The 19115-nt window shown below is 51.8% G+C and carries 16 protein-coding genes; 5 read left to right on the top strand and 11 right to left on the bottom strand.

Annotated features, from left to right (window positions below; all coding sequences use genetic code 11):
- Positions 1 to 94: 94 nt before the first annotated feature.
- The 9 genes from PsW64_RS27305 to PsW64_RS01875 form a co-directional block, all read right to left on the bottom strand.
- A complete protein-coding gene (locus PsW64_RS27305; protein WP_152986720.1) occupies positions 95 to 226 on the bottom strand; it encodes a DUF2474 family protein in 132 nt (43 codons plus the stop codon).
- On the bottom strand, positions 226 to 1233 hold the full coding sequence (gene cydB / locus PsW64_RS01910; protein ID WP_063287108.1) for a cytochrome d ubiquinol oxidase subunit II: 1008 nt from the start codon (positions 1231 to 1233) through the stop codon (positions 226 to 228). The genes PsW64_RS27305 and cydB overlap by 1 nt, the downstream gene beginning before the upstream one ends.
- Positions 1223 to 2632, bottom strand: coding sequence for a cytochrome ubiquinol oxidase subunit I (locus PsW64_RS01905; RefSeq protein WP_082830981.1), 1410 nt, complete (start codon positions 2630 to 2632; stop codon positions 1223 to 1225). The genes cydB and PsW64_RS01905 overlap by 11 nt, the downstream gene beginning before the upstream one ends.
- Before the next feature lie 251 nt (positions 2633 to 2883).
- Positions 2884 to 3258: a DUF805 domain-containing protein gene (locus PsW64_RS01900; protein ID WP_063287109.1), complete on the bottom strand. Its 375-nt coding sequence runs from the start codon at positions 3256 to 3258 to the stop codon at positions 2884 to 2886.
- A gap of 151 nt (positions 3259 to 3409) precedes the next feature.
- Positions 3410 to 3856: a DUF805 domain-containing protein gene (locus PsW64_RS01895; protein ID WP_208980511.1), complete on the bottom strand. Its 447-nt coding sequence runs from the start codon at positions 3854 to 3856 to the stop codon at positions 3410 to 3412.
- Between the two features lie 135 nt (positions 3857 to 3991).
- Positions 3992 to 4225 (bottom strand): FeoC-like transcriptional regulator, encoded by a 234-nt coding sequence (locus PsW64_RS01890; RefSeq protein ID WP_063302502.1) that lies wholly within the window; start codon positions 4223 to 4225, stop codon positions 3992 to 3994.
- A gap of 1 nt (position 4226) precedes the next feature.
- On the bottom strand, positions 4227 to 6569 hold the full coding sequence (gene feoB, locus PsW64_RS01885; protein ID WP_057463781.1) for a ferrous iron transport protein B: 2343 nt from the start codon (positions 6567 to 6569) through the stop codon (positions 4227 to 4229).
- Entirely contained in the window at positions 6566 to 6886 is a 321-nt protein-coding gene (locus PsW64_RS01880; protein WP_057463780.1) for a FeoA family protein, read from the bottom strand. The genes feoB and PsW64_RS01880 overlap by 4 nt, the downstream gene beginning before the upstream one ends.
- Positions 6887 to 7029: 143 nt before the next feature.
- The gene (locus tag PsW64_RS01875) at positions 7030 to 8598 is read right to left on the bottom strand and encodes a bifunctional aminoglycoside phosphotransferase/ATP-binding protein (RefSeq protein ID WP_208980510.1); all 1569 of its coding nucleotides are present in this window, start codon (positions 8596 to 8598) and stop codon (positions 7030 to 7032) included.
- 299 nt (positions 8599 to 8897) lie between these two features.
- Here PsW64_RS01875 and PsW64_RS01870 point away from each other — a divergent pair, with 299 nt between their 5' ends.
- Complete coding sequence (locus PsW64_RS01870) at positions 8898 to 10571, top strand: thiamine pyrophosphate-binding protein (protein ID WP_063302501.1); 1674 nt, start codon at positions 8898 to 8900, stop codon at positions 10569 to 10571.
- Positions 10572 to 10595: 24 nt separating this feature from the next.
- Here the strand turns inward: PsW64_RS01870 and PsW64_RS01865 are convergent, their stop codons facing one another.
- A complete protein-coding gene (locus PsW64_RS01865; protein ID WP_063293671.1) occupies positions 10596 to 13313 on the bottom strand; it encodes a bifunctional acetate--CoA ligase family protein/GNAT family N-acetyltransferase in 2718 nt (905 codons plus the stop codon).
- A 197-nt stretch (positions 13314 to 13510) separates the two neighbouring features.
- A complete protein-coding gene (locus tag PsW64_RS01860; RefSeq protein ID WP_063302500.1) occupies positions 13511 to 14341 on the bottom strand; it encodes a universal stress protein in 831 nt (276 codons plus the stop codon).
- A gap of 450 nt (positions 14342 to 14791) precedes the next feature.
- On the opposite strand from PsW64_RS01860, the gene PsW64_RS01855 reads away from it, so the two are divergent.
- The 4 genes from PsW64_RS01855 to PsW64_RS01840 all read left to right on the top strand — a co-directional run bounded on the left by PsW64_RS01855 (position 14792) and on the right by PsW64_RS01840 (position 18971).
- A complete protein-coding gene (locus PsW64_RS01855; protein WP_063302499.1) occupies positions 14792 to 15811 on the top strand; it encodes a C4-dicarboxylate TRAP transporter substrate-binding protein in 1020 nt (339 codons plus the stop codon).
- Between the two features lie 141 nt (positions 15812 to 15952).
- Positions 15953 to 16624, top strand: coding sequence for a TRAP transporter small permease subunit (locus tag PsW64_RS01850; protein ID WP_063302498.1), 672 nt, complete (start codon positions 15953 to 15955; stop codon positions 16622 to 16624).
- Positions 16621 to 17988: a TRAP transporter large permease gene (locus PsW64_RS01845; protein ID WP_057463773.1), complete on the top strand. Its 1368-nt coding sequence runs from the start codon at positions 16621 to 16623 to the stop codon at positions 17986 to 17988. The genes PsW64_RS01850 and PsW64_RS01845 overlap by 4 nt, the downstream gene beginning before the upstream one ends.
- Positions 17989 to 18083: 95 nt before the next feature.
- Entirely contained in the window at positions 18084 to 18971 is an 888-nt protein-coding gene (locus tag PsW64_RS01840) for a GNAT family N-acetyltransferase (protein WP_063302556.1), read from the top strand.
- Positions 18972 to 19115: the final 144 nt, after the last annotated feature.

Here is a 19115-nt window from a genome sequence, read left to right as displayed (position 1 = left end):
AGTTTCGAGCCGTAGCGGAGGAGGAACCGCAAGCGGTTCATTGGGAGAAGGGCGTGCTATGGGGATAGCACGCCCTTATTTTTTGCTGGGTCTGTTAAATAATCAGACTTCTTAAGGCGTAAGAGACCACTGCGATGGAGGCAACGCCTGCCACCCAAAGGGCTGCAAACCAAAGCAACCGCTTCCATAAAGGTTGGTCAATTTCGCCGGTTTTATCGAGGCTCATTAGTGATACCCTTCCGTTGATTTGATCTTGCCGCGGAACACGTAGTACGCGTAGGCCGTATAAGCGAGGATCATCGGGATGAGGATGACCGCTCCCACAAGCAGGAACTTAAGACTGCTGTCAGGCGCAGCAGCTTCCCAGAGGGTGTAAACATTTGGCACCACATAGGGGAAGATGTTGATCCCAAGTCCCACATAAGTCAGCAGGAAGATCACCAGTGATGCGAGGAACGGTGTGTAATCCGCATCGCTCATCAAAGCCCGCCACAGCACCAGCGTGGTGACTGCTACAAGAAGTGGAACCGGGAATGTGTAAAGCAGATACGGGAAGCTGAACCACTTCTCCATAATGCTCTCATTGATGAACGGCATCCACATGCTGACCAGCAGAAGGAAGCCAATCAGGATAAGAGCGGCGTACTTCGAAACGCGGCGGAAATGCGCTTGCGGCACACCCTCCAGCTTCATCACCAGCCATGTAGCGCCAAGCAAGGCGTAGCCGGAGATCACGGCAAAACCGGTCATGACAGAAAATGGTGTCAGCCAGTCCCACCAGCCGCCGGCATAGGTGCGGTCAACCACCTCAATGCCTTGCACAAGCGTGCCAAGCACCAGTCCCTGACAGAACGCAGCAACGATAGACCCTGCAAAGAAGGATATATCCCAGAACGGCCTGCGCTCAACAGATGACTTGAAGCGGAACTCAAAGGCAACGCCTCTGAAGATCAACCCGATCAACATGCCAATAATCGGTGCGTAGACCGCAGGCATAATGACCGAGTAGGCCAGCGGGAACACGGCAAACAAACCACCGCCACCAAGGACGAGCCAGGTCTCATTGCCATCCCAAACAGGAGCAACACTGTTCATCATCAATGTGCGTTCATCAGCGTCTTTGGTGGTCGGATACAAGATCCCGATGCCAAGATCAAAGCCATCCAAAATCACATAGGCGAAGATCGCGACTGCAATGAGAAAACCCCAAATGAGTGGATAATCAAGAATCATGAGAACGATCTCCCTCATGTGGTTGAAGCGCCTGTGCAGGAGTGATGCCTGCGGTTCTGACAGGTACGCCTTCCTCAACGCCCTGGCTCGCATCCGGAGACTTCGCCATGGACCGGAAGATGTAGAAGATACCAACGCCAAAGACGATACAGTATACCGCTACAAAGATGACCAGCGAGGCCCAGACGGCGGGTGCTTCAACGGGTGAAACGGATTCTGACGTCTTGAGCAACCCGTAAACCGTGTAAGGTTGGCGACCAACTTCCGTTGTCGTCCAGCCCGCGATGACAGCGACGAAACCAGCTGGCCCCATAACGATGGAAGCTCGCTGAAGCCATTCACTCTCATAAAGCCGGCCACGCATGCGAGACCAAAGCCCCCATACGCCAACCAGCAACATCAAGACACCAATACCAACCATGATGCGGAATGACACAAACACGATCGCTGCCGGTGGCCAGTCTTCCCGTGGAAACTCATTCAAACCAGGGACAACACCATCGAGGCTGTGGGTCAGAATAATGCTGGAAAGATAAGGGACCTCAATCTTGTACTTTGTTTCTCCAGCTTCCACATCCGGCCATCCAAAGAGGATGAGCGGGGCAGGGCCTTGGGAATCAAAGTGCCCCTCCATAGCAGCAACCTTGGCAGGCTGATGCTCCAGAGTGTTGAGGCCGTGATAGTCTCCCGCAAGCATCTGGATTGGCGTGACCACAATCATCATCCACATGGCCATGGAGAACATCACCTGCGCCGCTGCATTAAAACGGTTCTTCAACAGATGATAGGCACCCACGGCACCAACCACGAAGGCTGTGGTCAGGTAAGCTGCCAGCACCATGTGCACGAGCCGGTAGGGGAAGGAGGGGTTGAAGATAATCGCCCACCAATCCGCAGGCACAAACTGACCCACGTCATTCATGGCGTAGCCTGCTGGTGTCTGCATCCAGCTGTTGACGGAAAGGATCCAGAAAGCGGAAAGGGCGGTGCCAATGGCAACAACCACGGTGGCAAAGAAGTGCAACTTCTTGCCCACGCGGTTCATACCAAACAGCATAATGCCGAGGAAACCTGCTTCCAGGAAGAAGGCCGTGAGCACCTCATACCCCATGAGCGGCCCAATGACCGATCCGGTTTTGTCTGCAAAAGCAGACCAGTTGGTGCCAAATTGATACGCCATGACGATGCCGGAAACGACACCCATGGCAAAAGATAGTGCAAAGATTACGATCCAGAACTTGAAGACACGCAAGTATACATCGCGACCTGTCCATAGCCATAAGCCTTCAAGCACGGCAAGAAAACTCGCCAAACCTATAGTAAAGGCAGGGAAAATGATATGGAACGCGATTGTAAAAGCAAATTGGAATCGAGCCAGATCAACTGCTAAACTGTCCATGTGACCACCTGTCGATGGGATGTGCTGATTTTAAATCATGGATTTACCTAGCGGAACACTATTAATAATTATGTTTTTTCCGCGATCCATGACCAGTGCACCCCAAAAGATAGGGCACTTGTCTTTGCTGTAGTAACCGTTTCCTTGAGAAAGTGAGTTGCATTGGGAGCTATGCGCTATGCAAAGTGTCGCATAATTTCTGCTTATGCCCGATCCGACACAGCACTATCCAGTTTGTATTAATTCTAATTCTAATATTTCGTTTTGCTATGGAATGATGGCTGCACAAACCAGTAGAGCAGCAGCAAACCGCCTAGAATCGGTATGAAAGCGATGAGCAGCCAGAAGCCGGATCGATTGATGTCATGCAGTCGCCGCACAGCCACGGCCAGATTAGGCAAGAAGAATGCGATGTTCAAGATGGAGCTTAACGGAGCACCATCCTGCACACTCCCCGTGGGCAATCCCAGAATAGGGGCGATCACAAAGTTATCGATAAGGTGAGCTGCGATCATCACTATGAGCACGAAAAGTACCCACCACCAAAACTCGGAGCGAGGCGCACGCCCAGTGAACTGCACATACTTCTTGAAACAGGTTCTGATGGCGCTTTGAAAACTAACCACGCTACTCTCCAAGTTTTTGTAGGGACGTTAGACCGCACATGCTGACCAGAACGTCGAGGTTGGCTGTCTAACGATGTGCCAGAGAGCAAAGAACTGAGGTCTGTGCTCCTGTTTTGCGTGCGTACTTTTTGCCTTAGCTGAGTTTGAGTGTTTACTCGTAATTGGCGTTAACGGTTTGCCTTGAAGGAAGCAGATGCCAGTACAATAGAAGCAATGCCCCAAAAAACGGGATCACCGTAATGAACACCCAGAAGCCGGAACGATCAACATCGTGAAGACGACGAACGGCTACCGTTAGTGTTGGTAACAACAGAAAAAGCGTAACAATCATTGTGAGGATGTTGGGCAGGAACATACCGACTGCCACTGCAGTTCCAGAAGTACCTGATGATTGCTGAAGCTCTGAGATGCCCAAAATAAGACCACTCACAACCAAAATATCAAAAAGAACAGCTGCGGTGATGACAAGCGCATTGAACAAAAACCACCACCAGTATTCAGCGCGTGATGCACGACCATAAAAGTTAAAGTAGTTCTTCAGGCATGAGATGATGGCATCTTTGAAACTAAGTTCATCTTGTGAGTGCGTGTAGGCCATTGAGCCCTCCTTTTTGCAGGAAAGGCTAGAGCGCGCTTTCTCACCAGAAAGTTGAGGGTATAGGCCAAATGCAAAACAGGAGAGCAAAGAACGGGTCTTTACTCTCCTGTTTGTGTTTATTTGCTTAAGCAGAGCTTATTGTTTGAGCTGATACTGAACCGTCGGTGCAAAGCTGCATCCCCCACAGGAGCTTGCACAGCTACTGGAGGTGGAGCTTGAAGAGCATCCCACTTCCTCAATGCGCCCCAATGCTTTGAGTTGGGAGACCATCGCCATGGCAAAGTCACTTGAGATGTTCATATCCTGAGCGATCTCGCCAACAGTGGCACCGCCACGCTTTGCCAAAACACCTTCGATCTGCTGCAACATTTTATTCTGCGGCCTCCAGTGCTGCCTGATGCGCAATGGTGCTCTCTGCTTTCTGGCGCATGAAGACCAACACACTGACAATTGCAGCCAGCAGCCCAATGATCCAGAGCGCAGAAGATGTTGGGTGGCGAGCGAAGGTGCCAATCTGATAAGCCAGAGAAGCGCCGGAGTAGGCCAGTAAAGTGGTCCAGCCTGCCGCAAACAGAGCCCAGTTGCGCCCAACCTCTCGCCAGATCGTGGCCAAAGCTGCAGTGCATGGAATGTAAAGCAGGACTGCAATCATGTAGGCAAATGCGCCTACTTTTCCGTCAAAGTGCGCCGCAAGTGCGGTGAACAGGCCCACCTCAACCTCTTGCTCTTCAGCAGCCACGTTATAGCTGGAGGTATCACCAATATCGATGCCAAGTGGATCAAGCATCTGCGAGGTCAGATCCACAATGCTGGTCGTGAAGATATTGATGGCCTCTTGTGCAGTCTCCAGCGGCGCAGGAGCCCCACCTTCTTCATCAGTGGTGACGTAAAGCGTCTGCAAGGTACCAACCACGGCTTCTTTCGCAAAGATGCCAGTGACCAGACCAACCGTGGCAGGCCAGTCATCTTCACTCAGGCCCATAGGAGCGAAGATTGGTGTCACTTGTTTGGAAACAACAGCCAAAACAGAGTTGCCATTGGCCTCGTTGCCAACGTTTCCTTCAAAATCAACGGAGTTCAAAATAGTCAGAACAGCCACCACCGTGACAATAATCTTACCAGCGCCAAACAGGAAGATCTTCAGGCGCGTCCAGACCAGCTTCATCACCTGGGCAAACTGCGGCATCTGGTAGGTCGGCAGCTCAATAGCAAGGCTGGTGGATTGCCCTTTGTAGAAGGAATTGGACAGCGCCCAGCCTGTAAAGATAGCCACGCCAACGCCAAGCAGATAAAGCGCAAACACAATGTTCTGGCCGTTGACCGGGAAGAACGCCGCTGCAAACAATGCATACACTGGCAGGCGTGCGCCGCAGGACATGAACGGCGCCATCATGGATGTCACCACTCGCTCGCGTTCCGTCTCCAGCGTACGGGTCGCCACAACAGCGGGCACAGTACAACCAAAGCCCAGAATAAGCGGCAGAAAGGCACGACCGGGCAGTCCGATCCGGCGCATCAAGCCATCTGCAACCACCGCTGCACGAGCCATGTAACCGCTCTGTTCAAGGAAAATCTGACAGAGGAAAAGCAAACCGACGATAGGGGCGAACGTACCGACAGTCTGTAAACCTCCGCCAAGCGCTGTGATCAGCATTTCCAGTGCACCGCCCTCAAGCCCAACTGCATAAAGCAGGCTCAGGGGTGCCTGAATAAACAAGGCATCTCCCAATCCATCAAACAGATCGATGAAGTAGGAGGAAACATTAATCGCGATGAAGAACATCGCATACATCGCGCCAAGGAACACAAACGGGCCAGCCCACTTGGAAAGCACAAAGCGGTCAATCTTATCTGAGAAGCTGCGCACATCCTGTGGCTCAGGCAGTTCCATCAGTTGCGCGAGGGAATAAGCCCGATTGAAGTAACTCGTCGCCATCACCAACTCAGTTGGGTCTTGCAGGCGAAGCTCACATCTATTGGAAACGGCTTGAGCCTTCTTCAGCACAGCAGCAGGCACCATCTCACGCGCCAGCTTGTCTCCTTCCATCAATCGATGCGCCAATGGCATGGATTGATCTGACAAGGCCGGAGCCAGTCTGGCGATCTCATCTGCGAGTTCTTTGACAGGCTCAATCAGATCAAACGGATCTGTCAGCAAACGGGAGGGGACATCTGGTGAGCGAACAGCAGTTGACAATTCATCACGCAAACCAGCCAGAGAATGCTCATCGTGCACGGAAGTTGCGATCACCGGCATAGCAAGCGCAGCTGAGAGGCGATCCGCAGCAGCCTGCAAAACTCCGGCAGGCCACAAATCTGCTTTGGTCATCACCGCTACAATCGGCACATCAAATGCGAGTGCTTGCAACAAAATAGCGAGAGAACGCTCCAGCGCAATCGGATCAAGCACAACGGCCAGTGCAGCCGGGCGATCAGACAAAAGCGCCTGACGGGTAATGCGTTCGTCAATGCGGTCATCTTCAGGAGAGGAAAGCGTTGCAACGCCGGGCAAGTCCAGCAGTGCCAGTGCGGTGGTCTGCGTTTCACAAATGCCAGTCTTGCGGTCAACAGTAACACCCGGCCAGTTGCCGATAACCTGACTGCGGCCAGTCAGCTTGTTAAACAGGCTGGATTTGCCGGAGTTGGCAGTTCCAAGCAAATGGACTTGGGGTTTGTCTTCACAGCGGCAAGAGCCAGTGTCGTGGCAGCTCATTGGCTAACCTCTTCCACCAGAATAGTGTCAGCCAAGTCAACACCAACAGCCACGCGCTGAGAGCCGATAGAAAGGATACGTGCCCGTGATCCGCTGCCTTCAAAAATGGAAAGCGGACGATCACTGGTCAAACCAAGAGAACGCAGCTTCAGGGCATCTGCCCGGTTGCGTCCAAGGCGAACAACCTTCAGCTCAACACCTGCACGTGCTTCTGTCAGCGGCATAGCCTGTACAGGTGGAACGAATGTTTCGCGATAAGGTGCGAAGACTTCTTTGTGGGGTGCTTGCTCGAATGTTTCTCTGGCTAGCAAAGACATCAACGTCTCCAAAAATCTTATTTCTTGAAGACATAAAACTGCAACTGCGAATGACTTGCAATGACGGGAATCAAACAAAAAAGGAACATTGTTGCGTTATAGAGTACTGCTATCACTTTGGAATTATTATAAAAAATGGAATACTACTGTAACTGAGACAGCCCTGTCACTCTACGTGCTTGTTCTAAAACAGCTTCTTTGGATTTAGCGCTATCCAGCCTAACCCAGTGAATCTCGCCCAGGTCGTAACTTTGCTGCATCCGCACCACCTTAGAGTCTGCATCTGATGCGTCGCCGTGTCGCGCATCAACACGGTTGATAAGCGTCTCAACGTCAGCCTCCAGCCAGATCCCCTGAAATTCTGCACCTGTCTTTACGGCAAGTTGCTCAACCGAGTCTCTTTCTGCCGGCTTGCTATAAACCCCATCGATAATGACGGAGTGCCCGGCTGCCAGCACCACTTCAGCCCGATCCAGCAACTCAGCGTAGACCTTGGCTGAAAACTCTGGCGTGTACGTTTCCTTGCCAGCGGTTTCGACCTCACCGAGATCCAGCATCTCCTTACGCAAAACATCTGTGCGCAGATGTATGGCCCCTGGCATGCGTCCCAGTAAAGGTGCTAGTCCTTGAGCGAGTGTGGTTTTACCAGTGCCGGAAAGGCCACCAATCACACAAAGCACGGGCGGAGTTGGCTCAAGTGCTCTCCGGCAAACCTTAAAATACTCTTGTGCCTGATACTCGGTCTTCCGCCGTGTTTCACCCTCTTGGTGCAATGACGCCGCTGCCCCGATCTTGGCGCGGATCGCAGCTCGCATCATCAGGTAGAACCTTAATACGCGGAGGTCTTCCAGATGCTTTGGCTGTCGCGCCAACTGGAGATAGGTATTGAGCACCACATTAGCTGCTTCAGGCTCTTTCCGTTCACATAGGTCTAGGAGCAAAAAAGCGAGATCATAAAGAACATCTCCCGTCGCGATTGCATCATCAAACTCAACCGCATCAAACAGAAGCGGTTTCCCGTCATGCATCACTATATTGGCAAGGTGAGCATCGCCATGATTTAGACGCACGAGCCCCAACTCGCCGCGGTCCCGGATCATGCCCTCGATATGCTCGTGCTCTTTGCGGGCGGCTTCGTCCAGCGCCAACACTTGGTCACTGGGAAAGAACTGCGGGAACTCCTGAAATGCCTCAAGGTTTTGGTTGGTGTAATTGAGCAGATCATCTATCCACGGCTGGGCTTCCCGCTGTGTTGTCCGGCTATGGGCGTCTACCATCAGTTTCGCTAAGTCTACCGCCAGCTCTCTGCTGATACCCTTTTCCTCAGCAACTCTGTCCAGCCCGAGGTGCTCGTTAAAGCGGTTCATATGGACCACCCATTCAACGACAGCGCCATGACCGGCGAGCTCCAAAGAGCCATCCCGCTCCAACGTGATGGGCAGGGTGCTGCGGTAAATCTGCGGAGCATACTGACTGTTGAGCTTGATCTCGGCTTCACAGGCTGTTTTCCGCTTCTCTAGCGTAGAATAGTCAAGGAACGGAAACTTCACATCCCGCTTCATCTTGTAGGCATCATTTCCAACCAGAAAGGCAATATTCGCATGCGTGTCGATGCGCTTGACCTCTTGCCCCCGGTGCGCCTCCGGAGAGGTGAAAAAGCTGATGATGTCGCTTTGGGTCAGAGTATCCACGTCAAAACTGGCGGCGGTCATGGGTCCATCCATCGAAACTACGCAAAAGCAAAATACCTGGAGATGTTGTGCACCTTCAGGCTGCAATTGCCAATCTATCAATCGGGCTTAGGACTTATTCTAGGGCGAGAGACTTTGCCTTGCAGTGAAAAACAAGGGTAACTCAATAAACCACTCAATCTGTCATGCAGGCTTCATCATTTACATCGCGATTTGCCCAGTTCATTCCATCCGGGAATAATAAAGAGAAATACTGCAGATTTTCACGAGAGCATAATCCGCGTATCTTCGCCTCAATCGAATTAAGACTGGAGTGAGGGATGAGCCAGACAATGCGGACCGGTGGTCAGTTAATCGTGGATGCGCTGGAAGATCAGGGCGCCGAGCGTGTCTTCTGTGTGCCGGGTGAGAGCTATCTTGCTGTTCTGGACGCACTTTATGATGCTTCCGTTCCAATCACCCTGTGCCGTCAGGAAGGCGGCGCGGCCATGATGGCAGAAGCTTGGGGTAAAATGACCGGCAAGCCAGGCATCTGCATGGTGACACGCGGCCCGGGCGCAACCAACGCATCTGCCGGCGTGCACATTGCGCAGCAGGATTCCACACCGATGATCCTGTTTGTTGGCCAGATTGCCCGCGATATGCGCGAGCGTGACGCCTTTCAGGAAGTCAACTACCGTCAGATGTTTGGCAGCATCGCTAAGTGGGTGGCTGAGATTGATCAGGCTGACCGCATCCCGGAAATGGTCTCTCGCGCTTACCATGTCGCAACATCAGGCCGTCCCGGTCCCGTCGTTTTGGCTCTGCCAGAAGATATGCTGATCGAACTGGCAGAAGCACAACGTGTTCCGGCTATGCGCCCAATTGAAACTTATCCGTCCAATCATCAGATGGAAGAGTTCCAAGAGCTGCTGGAAGGTGCAGTACGCCCCTTCTTCATTCTGGGTGGCTCCCGCTGGTCAGAAGAGACTTGCGACACCTTTAAGGCGTTTGCTGAAAAGACTGGTTTGCCGGTTGGTGTATCGTTCCGTCGCCAAATGCTGTTTGACAACGGCCATGCTTGCTACGCTGGTGATGTTGGCATTGGCATCAACCCGAAACTCAAAGCACGCATCGAGAACTCGGATCTTATTGTCCTGCTCGGCGATATTCTCTCCGAGATGCCAAGCCAGTCCTACTCCATGCTGAATATCCCAGTCCCAGTGCAAAAGGTCGTTCACATCCATCAGGGTGCAGAAGAACTTGGTCGTATGTACCTGCCAACGCTGGGCATCAACGCCAGCCCTGCAGGCTTCTGCGAAGCTCTGGCAGAATTGGACGTAAAGCAGCAAGCTGGCTGGAAAGCTCAGGTTGAAGAAGCGCATGCGGATTATCTGGCATGGTCAGGTGCTCGCCCAACGGTGACGGGTGACCTACAAATGGCTGAGGTGATGGAGTGGATTGAGAACAACCTCGATGACACCACCATCTTCACCAATGGCGCAGGCAATTACGCAACATGGGTGCATCGCTTCCATCGCTTCCGTAAATACAACACACAGCTGGCTCCAACCTCCGGCTCCATGGGCTACGGCTTGCCAGCAGCTGTCGCGGCCAAGCTCAAGTTCCCTGAGCGCAATGTGGTTTGCTTTGCAGGGGACGGATGCCTGCAGATGACCATTCAGGAACTGGGAACAGCGGCGCAGGAGGGTGCAAACATTATTGTAGTTGTTGTCGACAACGGTATCTACGGCACGATCCGCATGCATCAGGAACGCGAGTATCCGGGCCGTATCAGCGCCACCACACTGCACAATCCAAACTTCGCTGATGTTGCAAAAGCCTATGGCTTCCACTCAAGCACGGTGAAAACGGCTGATGAGTTTGGTCCCGCCTTTGAAGCAGCAAAAGCAAGTGGCAAGCCAGCTCTGTTGCATCTGCATCTGGACCCAGAAGCGATCACGCCAATCCGTTCGCTGTCACAGATCCGCGAAGCCTCTATGGCGACGAGTTAAGCGAAATATTGCGGAGGCGATGGCTTAGCTCATCGTCTCCCGATCAAGGGTTGTGACGTCCAGAACAACATCAGCAAGCGCATCGTCATCAGGAGAGCGCTTCACGCGGAACCCCAGGCTACGGCACATATCCAGCATGGTGGTGTTCTCGCGTAAAACTTCACCTTTGACGGTCTGGATGCCGTCCACCTTCGCATAACGAATAATCAACTTCATCAGAACCCAACCAAGACCCATGCCTTTAAGGTTGGACTGAACCATCACCGCATACTCACCCTCAGTATGGTCCGGGTTTGCATGCAGTCGAACCACTCCCAGAATATCGCCCGTTTCAGGATCAATAGCTGAAAATGCCATGGCCCGCGCGTAGTCCAGCTGCACGAGCCGAGCTAGAAACGTATGCGAAAACTCTTTGACGGGAGCAAAGAACCTTAGCCGCAAGTCTTCAACCGAAACCTTCTCAAAGAAGTTTTTCAACTTGCCTTGGTCTTCAGGTCGTATTGGCCGGATCAGGATCGTCTTACCGTCCTTCAGCTTATGTGTGTGTTCCCATTCAACAGGGTAGGGCACGATAGACAGGCGAGATGCGCCTTGCCGTCCAGGCCGTTTATCTGGAGCACTGATTGCGACACGCGCATCAAGCACCACGATGCCATTTTCATCCACCACTACCGGATTCAGATCCAGCTCTCGCACTTCCGGGAAATCAACGGCAATCTGGGAGAGCTTCACCAGCAGATGTTCCACCTCTGCAACATTAGCAGATGGTCGATTACGGAACCCCTTCAACAATTTGGCTGTGCTGGTGCGGGAAATCATTGCCTTGGCGAGGTTAAGGTCAATAGGCACCAGATCAATCGCCCGGTCACCAACCACCTCAACGGAGGTGCCGCCTTTGCCAAATACGACCACAGGGCCAAACATCGGATCATCCGCGAGGCCAGCATAGGTCTCTAGCCCAAACCTGCGCGTCACCATTGGCTGGATCTCAACACCGGTAATATCAGCATGTGGGTAGGAGTGTTTCACATTGCCAAGGATCTTCTCAAAAGTTGCTTTCACACCAGCAACGCTGTCAACGCCAAGATGCACGCCGCCAACATCAGACTTGAAGGTCAAATCAGGGCTGCTGACTTTAAGAACAAGCTGATCATGTTTATCGAACAAAACCTCAGCAACCTTGGCAGCTTCCTCAACGGTTTTGACCAGATGCAACTCTACTTGATTGACTGAATAAGCCCGCAAGAGTTCTCGCGTTTGCAAAGGTGTAAGCCACTTCTGGCCGTTCTCCAGCGCAACTCGGATTGTTTCTTTCGCCAGTCGCAGATTGGGCTTGTAATCGCTGGGCAGGCTGTCCGGCACAGCGGAAAGATGATCCTTCGCTTCCTTGTATCGAACCAGATGCATAAAGGAGCGGATTGCACCAGACGGGCTTGGATAGCAAGGCACACGCGCTTCATCCAGAACCTTTCGCGGAATATTGGCCCCGCCAGCCAGTGTGGTCACAAAGGCTTGATGTTTGCCAAGCCGTTTGCGGTCTTCCTTACCGGCCTCAGCAAATGCTTTAGCGACCTCAGAAAAGTCTTCAAAAGCGGTTGGCGCAGCAATGGCCAATACACCGTCGGAATTCGGATCTTTCAAGAGAGCACTGATACCCTCTTTGAACTCCTCAGGGCTAGCGGCTTCAGGCAAGACCATCGGATTGTCCGCCCGCGCGTCAGTCCGGACCAAAGAGCAGAGCTTCTCTTTGGTCTCATCACTGATTGGCGCCAGCTTGCCGCCAACCTTCGCAAGACGGTCAGCAGCCAGCGTTGCCAGACTACGACCATTCGCGATGATAGAAAGGCGACGCCCTGCCGATGGTGCAACGCGAGTGACGGTTTCCGCAGCCTCAAACATCTCATCAAGGTCGTAAACACGAAGCACACCAGCACGTTGCAATGCAGCATCATAAACAGAGTCGCGGGTTGCCAGGCGGCTGGAATGAGCCGTACCGGAAATATGCTGGTCACGACTAGCACCACTGCGGATAACGATCACTGGTTTGGACCGGGCTGCGGCACGGGCTGCTGACATGAACTTGCGCGGGTTTGCAATGGTCTCAAGGTGAACAAGGATCGCTTTGGTCCGATAATCCTGCGCGTACCAGTCCAGCAAGTCGGAGACATCCACATCCAAACGGCGACCAAGAGAAACAACACCAGAGAACCCGATGGAGTTGGCTTTGGCCCAAGACAATGTAGTGTTGAAGATGGTGCCGGAACGGGAAATTAGTGCCAGTTCCCCCTTCAAAGCTTGCTCACTCGTCAGGAGTGTCGAGAGCTTGGAATGCGGGGAAGCGATCCCCAGACTACCCGGGCCGAGAATTCGAATATTGTACGGATGTGCTGCTTTCAAAAGAGCATCAAGGTGCTCATCGCGCCAGCTGTCAAAACCACTCGCGGGAATAACCACTGCGCGCGTGCCTTGCTCTCCAAGAAGCTTGATGTCATCTGCTGCTGTGGTGTGGTCCCCCAGCAAAATGGCAAGATCTGCTTTGCCCTCCACTTCTGGAATAGAAGCGACGCTCCTAAATCCGTCCGCCGAAGTGTTGGGCAAACCAACAAACGCCCTGGGACCAGAAAAACCGCAACCGACAAGGCTGTCTATGAGACGCTGCAGGACCACCTCCTGCTTGCTGTTCGGGCCAACAATGGCAATGGAACGTGGAGAGGTCAAACCTTCTAGATTGCAGATCGTCATAGTGCATTTCCCGTCAAACTCTGTTGAGTTTTAGGCGCTGTTACAGAGGTATTCAATTTAAACCAATGCCCTTCACGATGGAATTGATGGGCGCTTGATCTTCAAAATAGAAGAGAGGTGCGACAGCAAAGCGACACCTCTCTCCCTCTTAAAATGGGCAAGGATCGGGAGACAAAATGGGGCATCTCCCGACTAAGTTAGTGAGCCATCAGAACTGGAATAGTCATGGAATGCAGAATGTCACGGGTCGCTCCACCAATGAGGTACTCACGCATGCGGCTGTGACCGTAACCACCCATAACAAGCAGATCTGTTCCATTTTCTGAGACATAGTTGAGAAGCGCATCACCAACAGCGATTGGTGGGTTGTTGATCACATCAACATTGATCTCCAGATCGTGGCGGGCAAGGTACGTTGCAATGTCGGAACCTGGCTCACCTTCGAGAGGCAGACCTTTATTCACGATCACGATTGTAACATGCTCTGCCATTTCCAGAATTGGAAGCGCTGCGTGCACTGCACGTGCTGCTGTTGCGCTGCCATCCCATGCCAAAACAACTTTCTTCGTCTGGAAGTCACCTTTGGAGATGAATGGAACGATCAGTGTTGGCACTCCAGATTCAAACAGCAGACCTTCGATCAGCATTTCGCGCATTGGCTCTGGTGCTTCAGGATTGTCCTGACCAACCACAACCATGTCGCTCAAGCGGCAATGACCCATGATGGATTCAAGGCTGCCGCCAGTGACGATCTCTTCCACACGGGTTTCAGTAGAGATGCCAGCGAGTTCTGCATAGCCTTTGAACTTCTCGGTAGAAGTCTTTGCAGCATCGATGGCCTGATTTTTAGCAACCTGCAAATAATCGGTTGGCATTGGTGCAGCCAGGAAACCTGGTACGATTGGCTCAAATGCCAGCGCAAGCCCCGTTGCATGTGCGCCTGCCTGACGGGCAAATTCAACAGCAACCTTAGATGCTGTTTGATCGCCATTCAGGTCTGTAATGGTGAGAATGTCCTTGATTGCCATAAGCCTTGTCTCCTTGCCCTCTATTTCTTAGCGGTACGGGAGGTTGTCCCTCACCTGAAATATTAGGTCAGCATTGCAATAGCTGCTTTGATCCTTGTCAACCTTAATCATTGGGATAAGGTTTTGAAAAATAATGCAGTTTCACTATTATTATAAGTAAGGGAGAGTAAGGTAGCCCAGTTTCGCCCCAAATAGGTATACTTAAAGTCTTTATACTTTAGGCAAAGAAGAACTGATTGGCTGAATAAAAGCAGAGTTTTTATACACTTGCACCCTGCAAAGATATTTTGAACGAATGAACCTAGGGGCATGTGAATAGTCATTAAATCTTCGAATTACTAAGGTTTATTACTGAGAAAATTGTGATATTTCTATATCTGACGGAATTCAGGGAGGGGCTGAATTTGCGCCTATTGCAAGGACGGCCATTTTATTTTCGGGAGTTTATAAATGAAAAATCTTAAGGTTGCGACCGCTGCACTCGCAGCAACAATGGGCTCTGCGTTTGTGGGCGAAGCTTTGGCTGCAGATGTGACCTGGAATGTCTCGTTGTGGGGCAAACGCCGTGCATTTACTGAGCACGTTGAAAAGCTGTCTGAAGAAGTGGCTGCACGTACCAACGGCAAATTTGAAATCAAGCTGCATTACGGTGGAGCACTGTCCAAATCTCGCGAAAACCTTGATGGCATCTCCATCGGTGCGTTCGAGATGGCACAGTTCTGTGCATCTTACCATGCAGATAAAAACCCGACTCTGACCACGACCGATCTGCCATTCCTCGGCGTGCCCGATCTGGAAACTCAGGTTAAGGTGGATTTTGCGCTCTACAATCACCCTGCAGTTCAAAAAGATCTGGGCCGTTGGAATGCAAAGCTGCTGATGCCATCACCAATGCCTCAGTATAACTTGTTGGGTAAAGGCGATGCACCTGCAAAGCTAGCTGACTTTGAAGGCATGCGTGTGCGTGCTCTTGGCGGCGTTGGTAATGCGATGAAGACCATCGGCGCTGTTCCAACAACTGTGACAGCTTCTGAAGCGTATCAGGCGATTGATTCTGGGACCGTGCAGGCCGTTGCTTTCGCGCCTCACGCTCATCTGTCATTCAAAACGGTTGAAGCTGGCAGCTGGTGGACCAACAACCTGAACCCAGGCACTGTGAGTTGTCCGGTTGTCGTCAGCACAGACGCCTACGATATGCTGTCACCTGAATTCCAAAAGGCACTGGATGAAAGCGTAGCTCCTGCAGTTCAGCACTACCTGGACACCTACGCAAAGGTCTACGACAAGTTCTATCCAGCTCTGGAAGCAAACGGTGTAAAGCAAATCTCCTTTACCGAAGAAGAGCTTGAAGGTTTCAAGGCTGTTGCCGGCAAGCCTATCTGGGACAAGTGGGTTGAAGACATGTCTGCAAAGGGTCTTCCAGCAGCAGAACTTCTCACGCTCGTACAAAACACAATTGCAGGTAAGTAATTACCTATAAAAAGGCGCACCCTGTTTGGTGCGCCTTTTTTATTCCGATGGCGCTGCACATCGGAGGATTATTTAAGGGCCTGCTCGAATGTACTCGCTCAGAGCAGGGCACAACATTTCTCTTAAAATCGGGCTGATAACATGTCCAAATCAAACGGCCCCGCATATCCCAAGTCGGATATGGCCTATCTCCGCTTTAACGGCGTGTTGGGGAAAATCGAAAACCTGTTCAACCTCATTGCAGCAACATCCATCCTCGTCTTGATGTTGCTGGCTGTCGTGCAGGTCGCTGGACGCAACTTGTTCAACCAGCCCGTACCCGGTTTTATTGATATTACAGAGCAAGCCATGGCTGTGTTTGCGTTCATGGGCATCGCTTATTGTCAGCGTGTTGGCGGCCATATCCGTATGGAGTTGGTAATCGGCGTCTTCAGAGGTCGTACTCAGTGGATTGCAGAGTTCCTCGGTGTGCTGGCAATCCTCCTCGTTGTATCGGTGTTGATGTATGGCTCCTTCCTGCACTTTGATCGTGCATGGACGTTTGGGGACAGCACGATGGATATTTCCATCCCGACCTGGCCGTCCAAGTTTATTGTTCCACTTGCATTGTCTTTGTTGTGGCTTCGCCTCGTTCTTCAGCTGTTTGGCTACTCCCGCCTGATCATCAATCCGTCAGCCTCAGTTCTGGATTTGCCACACGTGATGGATGCTGCTCAGCATGCAAAAGCTGAGATTGAGGAGACATTCCATTCCGCCGAAAACGGAGAAGAGGGGCCTGAAATGAGAACACCTGCCCATGGAGGTGCATCATGACCCCGTTTGATATCGGTCTCATCATGACCGGGATGCTCTTGCTCCTCGTCATCATTGGTGTACGCGTTGCCTTCGCGGCAGCATTCGTTGGCATTATGGGCATGGTTGCAATCTTTTCCATGCGCCTCGGTTTTGAACGCGGGGTGATGACTGCTGCAAAAATGGCTGGCACGATCCCGCATTCCAAATCTGTAACCTATGCACTGTCCGTTTTGCCCACCTTCATCCTGATCGGCTTTCTGGCCTATTACGCTGGCCTTACAAAGCAGCTGTTTGAAGCCTCAAAACGCTGGCTAGGTTGGCTTCCAGGTGGCTTGGCAATCGGCACCGTTTTCGCCACAGCAGGTTTTGCAGCTGTATCAGGTGCATCGACAGCAACCTCTGCCGTGTTCGCCCGTGTCGCTATCCCGGAAATGTTGGAAGCAGGCTACTCCAAACGCCTTTCTGCCGCAGTGGTTGCGGCTGGTGGAACACTGGCCTCGCTTATCCCGCCAAGTGCGATCCTCGTGATCTACGCCATTTTGGTGGAAGAGAGCGTTGGTAAACTCCTCATGGCAGGTTTCTTGCCCGGTGTTGTTTCCGTTCTCATATATGCAGCCATCATTTATGTCATCGCCGCATGGCAGGGCGGAGCACCTGCAATCGGTGGCTACAGCTGGAAAGAGCGCTTTGAATCTGTACCCGGCACGTTCCCTATCATTGGCGTGATCTTGATCATCTTCAGCAGCCTCTATTTCGGCTTTGCAACACCAACAGAAGCGGGTGCATGTGGCGCGTTCGTGGTGCTACTGGCTGCGTTTTACAAAGGCATGCGTACCAAGCAGCTTTTCCTGGCTCTTCACGAAACGGCGAAGCTGACAGTGATGATCTTCACGCTCATCTGGGGCGTACTCGTCTATGTCCGTTTCCTCGGCTTTGCAGGCCTTCCGGATGCATTCCGTGAGTTCATTGTTGCACTCGATTATCCACCAATGATGATCATTGTTTGCATTCTGCTTGGGTATGCTGTGCTTGGCATGTTCATGGATGCAATCGGTATGCTGGTTCTCACTCTTCCAGTGGTCTTCCCAGCGATCATGGCACTGAATGGTGGTCTCGATGTCAGCGCGGCAGAAAGTACACTCGGCATGTCCGGTGCAGCCTGTGCAATCTGGTTTGGCATCATTGTTGTGAAGATGGCCGAGCTCTGCCTGATTACACCGCCCATTGGCTTGAACTGTTTCGTGGTCTCCGGTGTGCGTCCAGACATTCCGGTTCAGGAAGTCTTCCGCGGTGCGACACCGTTCTTTGTAGCGGATGTGGTGACCGTAGCTGTCTTGGTGGCCTTCCCGGCAATCATCACCTTCTTGCCATCCTTGATGTAAAATAGATGATCAATTGAGATAATGAGAAACCCCGGTCGGTGGACCGGGGTTTTTTATTGCGCCATACTCTGTGGTTTCCAACAAAGAGCATTGCCATGAAAATCAAAAAATTATCCAATCAACATCAAGAGGTAGTCTGGTCGTTCTTGATGAAACACGTCTACAGCTCAATGTTCCTGCTCAACAACATCGAACAAACTGGCCTTGAATATACGGGCGAGCTCTATTCGGGAGAGTATTGGGGGGCTTACGATGAAGTTGACGAGTTAAAGGGTGTTTTGGCACAGTTCTGGAACGGTAACTTGATGTCTCAGGCACCTGACTTGAACGCTCTGGAAACTCTCAGTTCGCACTTCCGTGAAGTTGTTAATCGCCCGGTTGCCGGAATGGTTGGTGATGGTGAGCAAGCCAGTTTTGTGTTGAACAAACTGAACTTTCCTGCAAATGCCTACAATACCAACCGCAGTGAAGGCCTCTATCAACTGGCCTTGGAGGACCTGCAACTCTCTGAGGAAGCAATTAGCGATCAGTTCAGTCTGATTGCAACATCAGAAGCCGATGCGTCATTACTGTTCAATTGGCTAAAAGCGTATGAGCTGGAAGCCTTTGACGGTGAAGCCAGCGAAGAGCATGACAAACACATCACAAATCGCGTAATGGAAATGCAAAAAAGCGGCAATGCATGGGTCTTGCTGGATAGAGGGCAACCAGTTGCGCTGAGCGGATTTAATGCAACCCTCGCAGAAATCGTGCAAGTCGGTCCTGTCTGGACACCACCTGAACATCGCAACAATGGATATGCCAGAGCTGCTGTTGCACTCACACTGGATCTTGTGAAGAAACAAGGTGTAAAGAGGTCGGTTCTGTTCACCGATAATCCAGCGGCAGCAAAAGCTTATGAGGCTATCGGTTTCAAGCAAAACGGAAGCTTCCATCTTGCCTTACTTAAAGAGCCTGTTGAATTATCGAGTGTCTCCGCCTGATCTGCTTTTATCTCGCTTGGGCCACACATACCCCTTAGTCTCTCGGATAGTGATTTCTTCCAAGGCTCGATAGCATCCAGAAACCCATCTCCTTTGCAAAGCAGCAGCGTGAGCCAGTCCACGCAATCGGAGAGATTAGGCACT

It is taken from the genome of Pseudovibrio sp. W64, assembly GCF_001623145.1.
Lineage (GTDB): Bacteria > Pseudomonadota > Alphaproteobacteria > Rhizobiales > Stappiaceae > Pseudovibrio.
Note: the sequence above shows the minus strand (reverse complement) of the source record. Positions and strands in the feature narration are given on the sequence as shown.

What these genes read in the sequence shown, in the direction of transcription:
- feoB (WP_057463781.1), bottom strand. Translation starts at nt 6,569, where the DNA reads ATGAGCTGCCACGACACTGGCTCTTGCCGCTGTGAAGACAAACCCCAA.
- PsW64_RS27305 (WP_152986720.1), bottom strand. Translation starts at nt 226, where the DNA reads ATGAGCCTCGATAAAACCGGCGAAATTGACCAACCTTTATGGAAGCGG.
- PsW64_RS01840 (WP_063302556.1), top strand. Translation starts at nt 18,084, where the DNA reads ATGAAAATCAAAAAATTATCCAATCAACATCAAGAGGTAGTCTGGTCG.
- PsW64_RS01865 (WP_063293671.1), bottom strand. Translation starts at nt 13,313, where the DNA reads ATGACGATCTGCAATCTAGAAGGTTTGACCTCTCCACGTTCCATTGCC.
- PsW64_RS01870 (WP_063302501.1), top strand. Translation starts at nt 8,898, where the DNA reads ATGAGCCAGACAATGCGGACCGGTGGTCAGTTAATCGTGGATGCGCTG.
- PsW64_RS01880 (WP_057463780.1), bottom strand. Translation starts at nt 6,886, where the DNA reads ATGTCTTTGCTAGCCAGAGAAACATTCGAGCAAGCACCCCACAAAGAA.
- PsW64_RS01850 (WP_063302498.1), top strand. Translation starts at nt 15,953, where the DNA reads ATGTCCAAATCAAACGGCCCCGCATATCCCAAGTCGGATATGGCCTAT.
- PsW64_RS01845 (WP_057463773.1), top strand. Translation starts at nt 16,621, where the DNA reads ATGACCCCGTTTGATATCGGTCTCATCATGACCGGGATGCTCTTGCTC.
- PsW64_RS01905 (WP_082830981.1), bottom strand. Translation starts at nt 2,632, where the DNA reads ATGGACAGTTTAGCAGTTGATCTGGCTCGATTCCAATTTGCTTTTACA.
- PsW64_RS01860 (WP_063302500.1), bottom strand. Translation starts at nt 14,341, where the DNA reads ATGGCAATCAAGGACATTCTCACCATTACAGACCTGAATGGCGATCAA.
- cydB (WP_063287108.1), bottom strand. Translation starts at nt 1,233, where the DNA reads ATGATTCTTGATTATCCACTCATTTGGGGTTTTCTCATTGCAGTCGCG.
- PsW64_RS01890 (WP_063302502.1), bottom strand. Translation starts at nt 4,225, where the DNA reads ATGTTGCAGCAGATCGAAGGTGTTTTGGCAAAGCGTGGCGGTGCCACT.
- PsW64_RS01895 (WP_208980511.1), bottom strand. Translation starts at nt 3,856, where the DNA reads ATGGCCTACACGCACTCACAAGATGAACTTAGTTTCAAAGATGCCATC.
- PsW64_RS01855 (WP_063302499.1), top strand. Translation starts at nt 14,792, where the DNA reads ATGAAAAATCTTAAGGTTGCGACCGCTGCACTCGCAGCAACAATGGGC.
- PsW64_RS01875 (WP_208980510.1), bottom strand. Translation starts at nt 8,598, where the DNA reads ATGACCGCCGCCAGTTTTGACGTGGATACTCTGACCCAAAGCGACATC.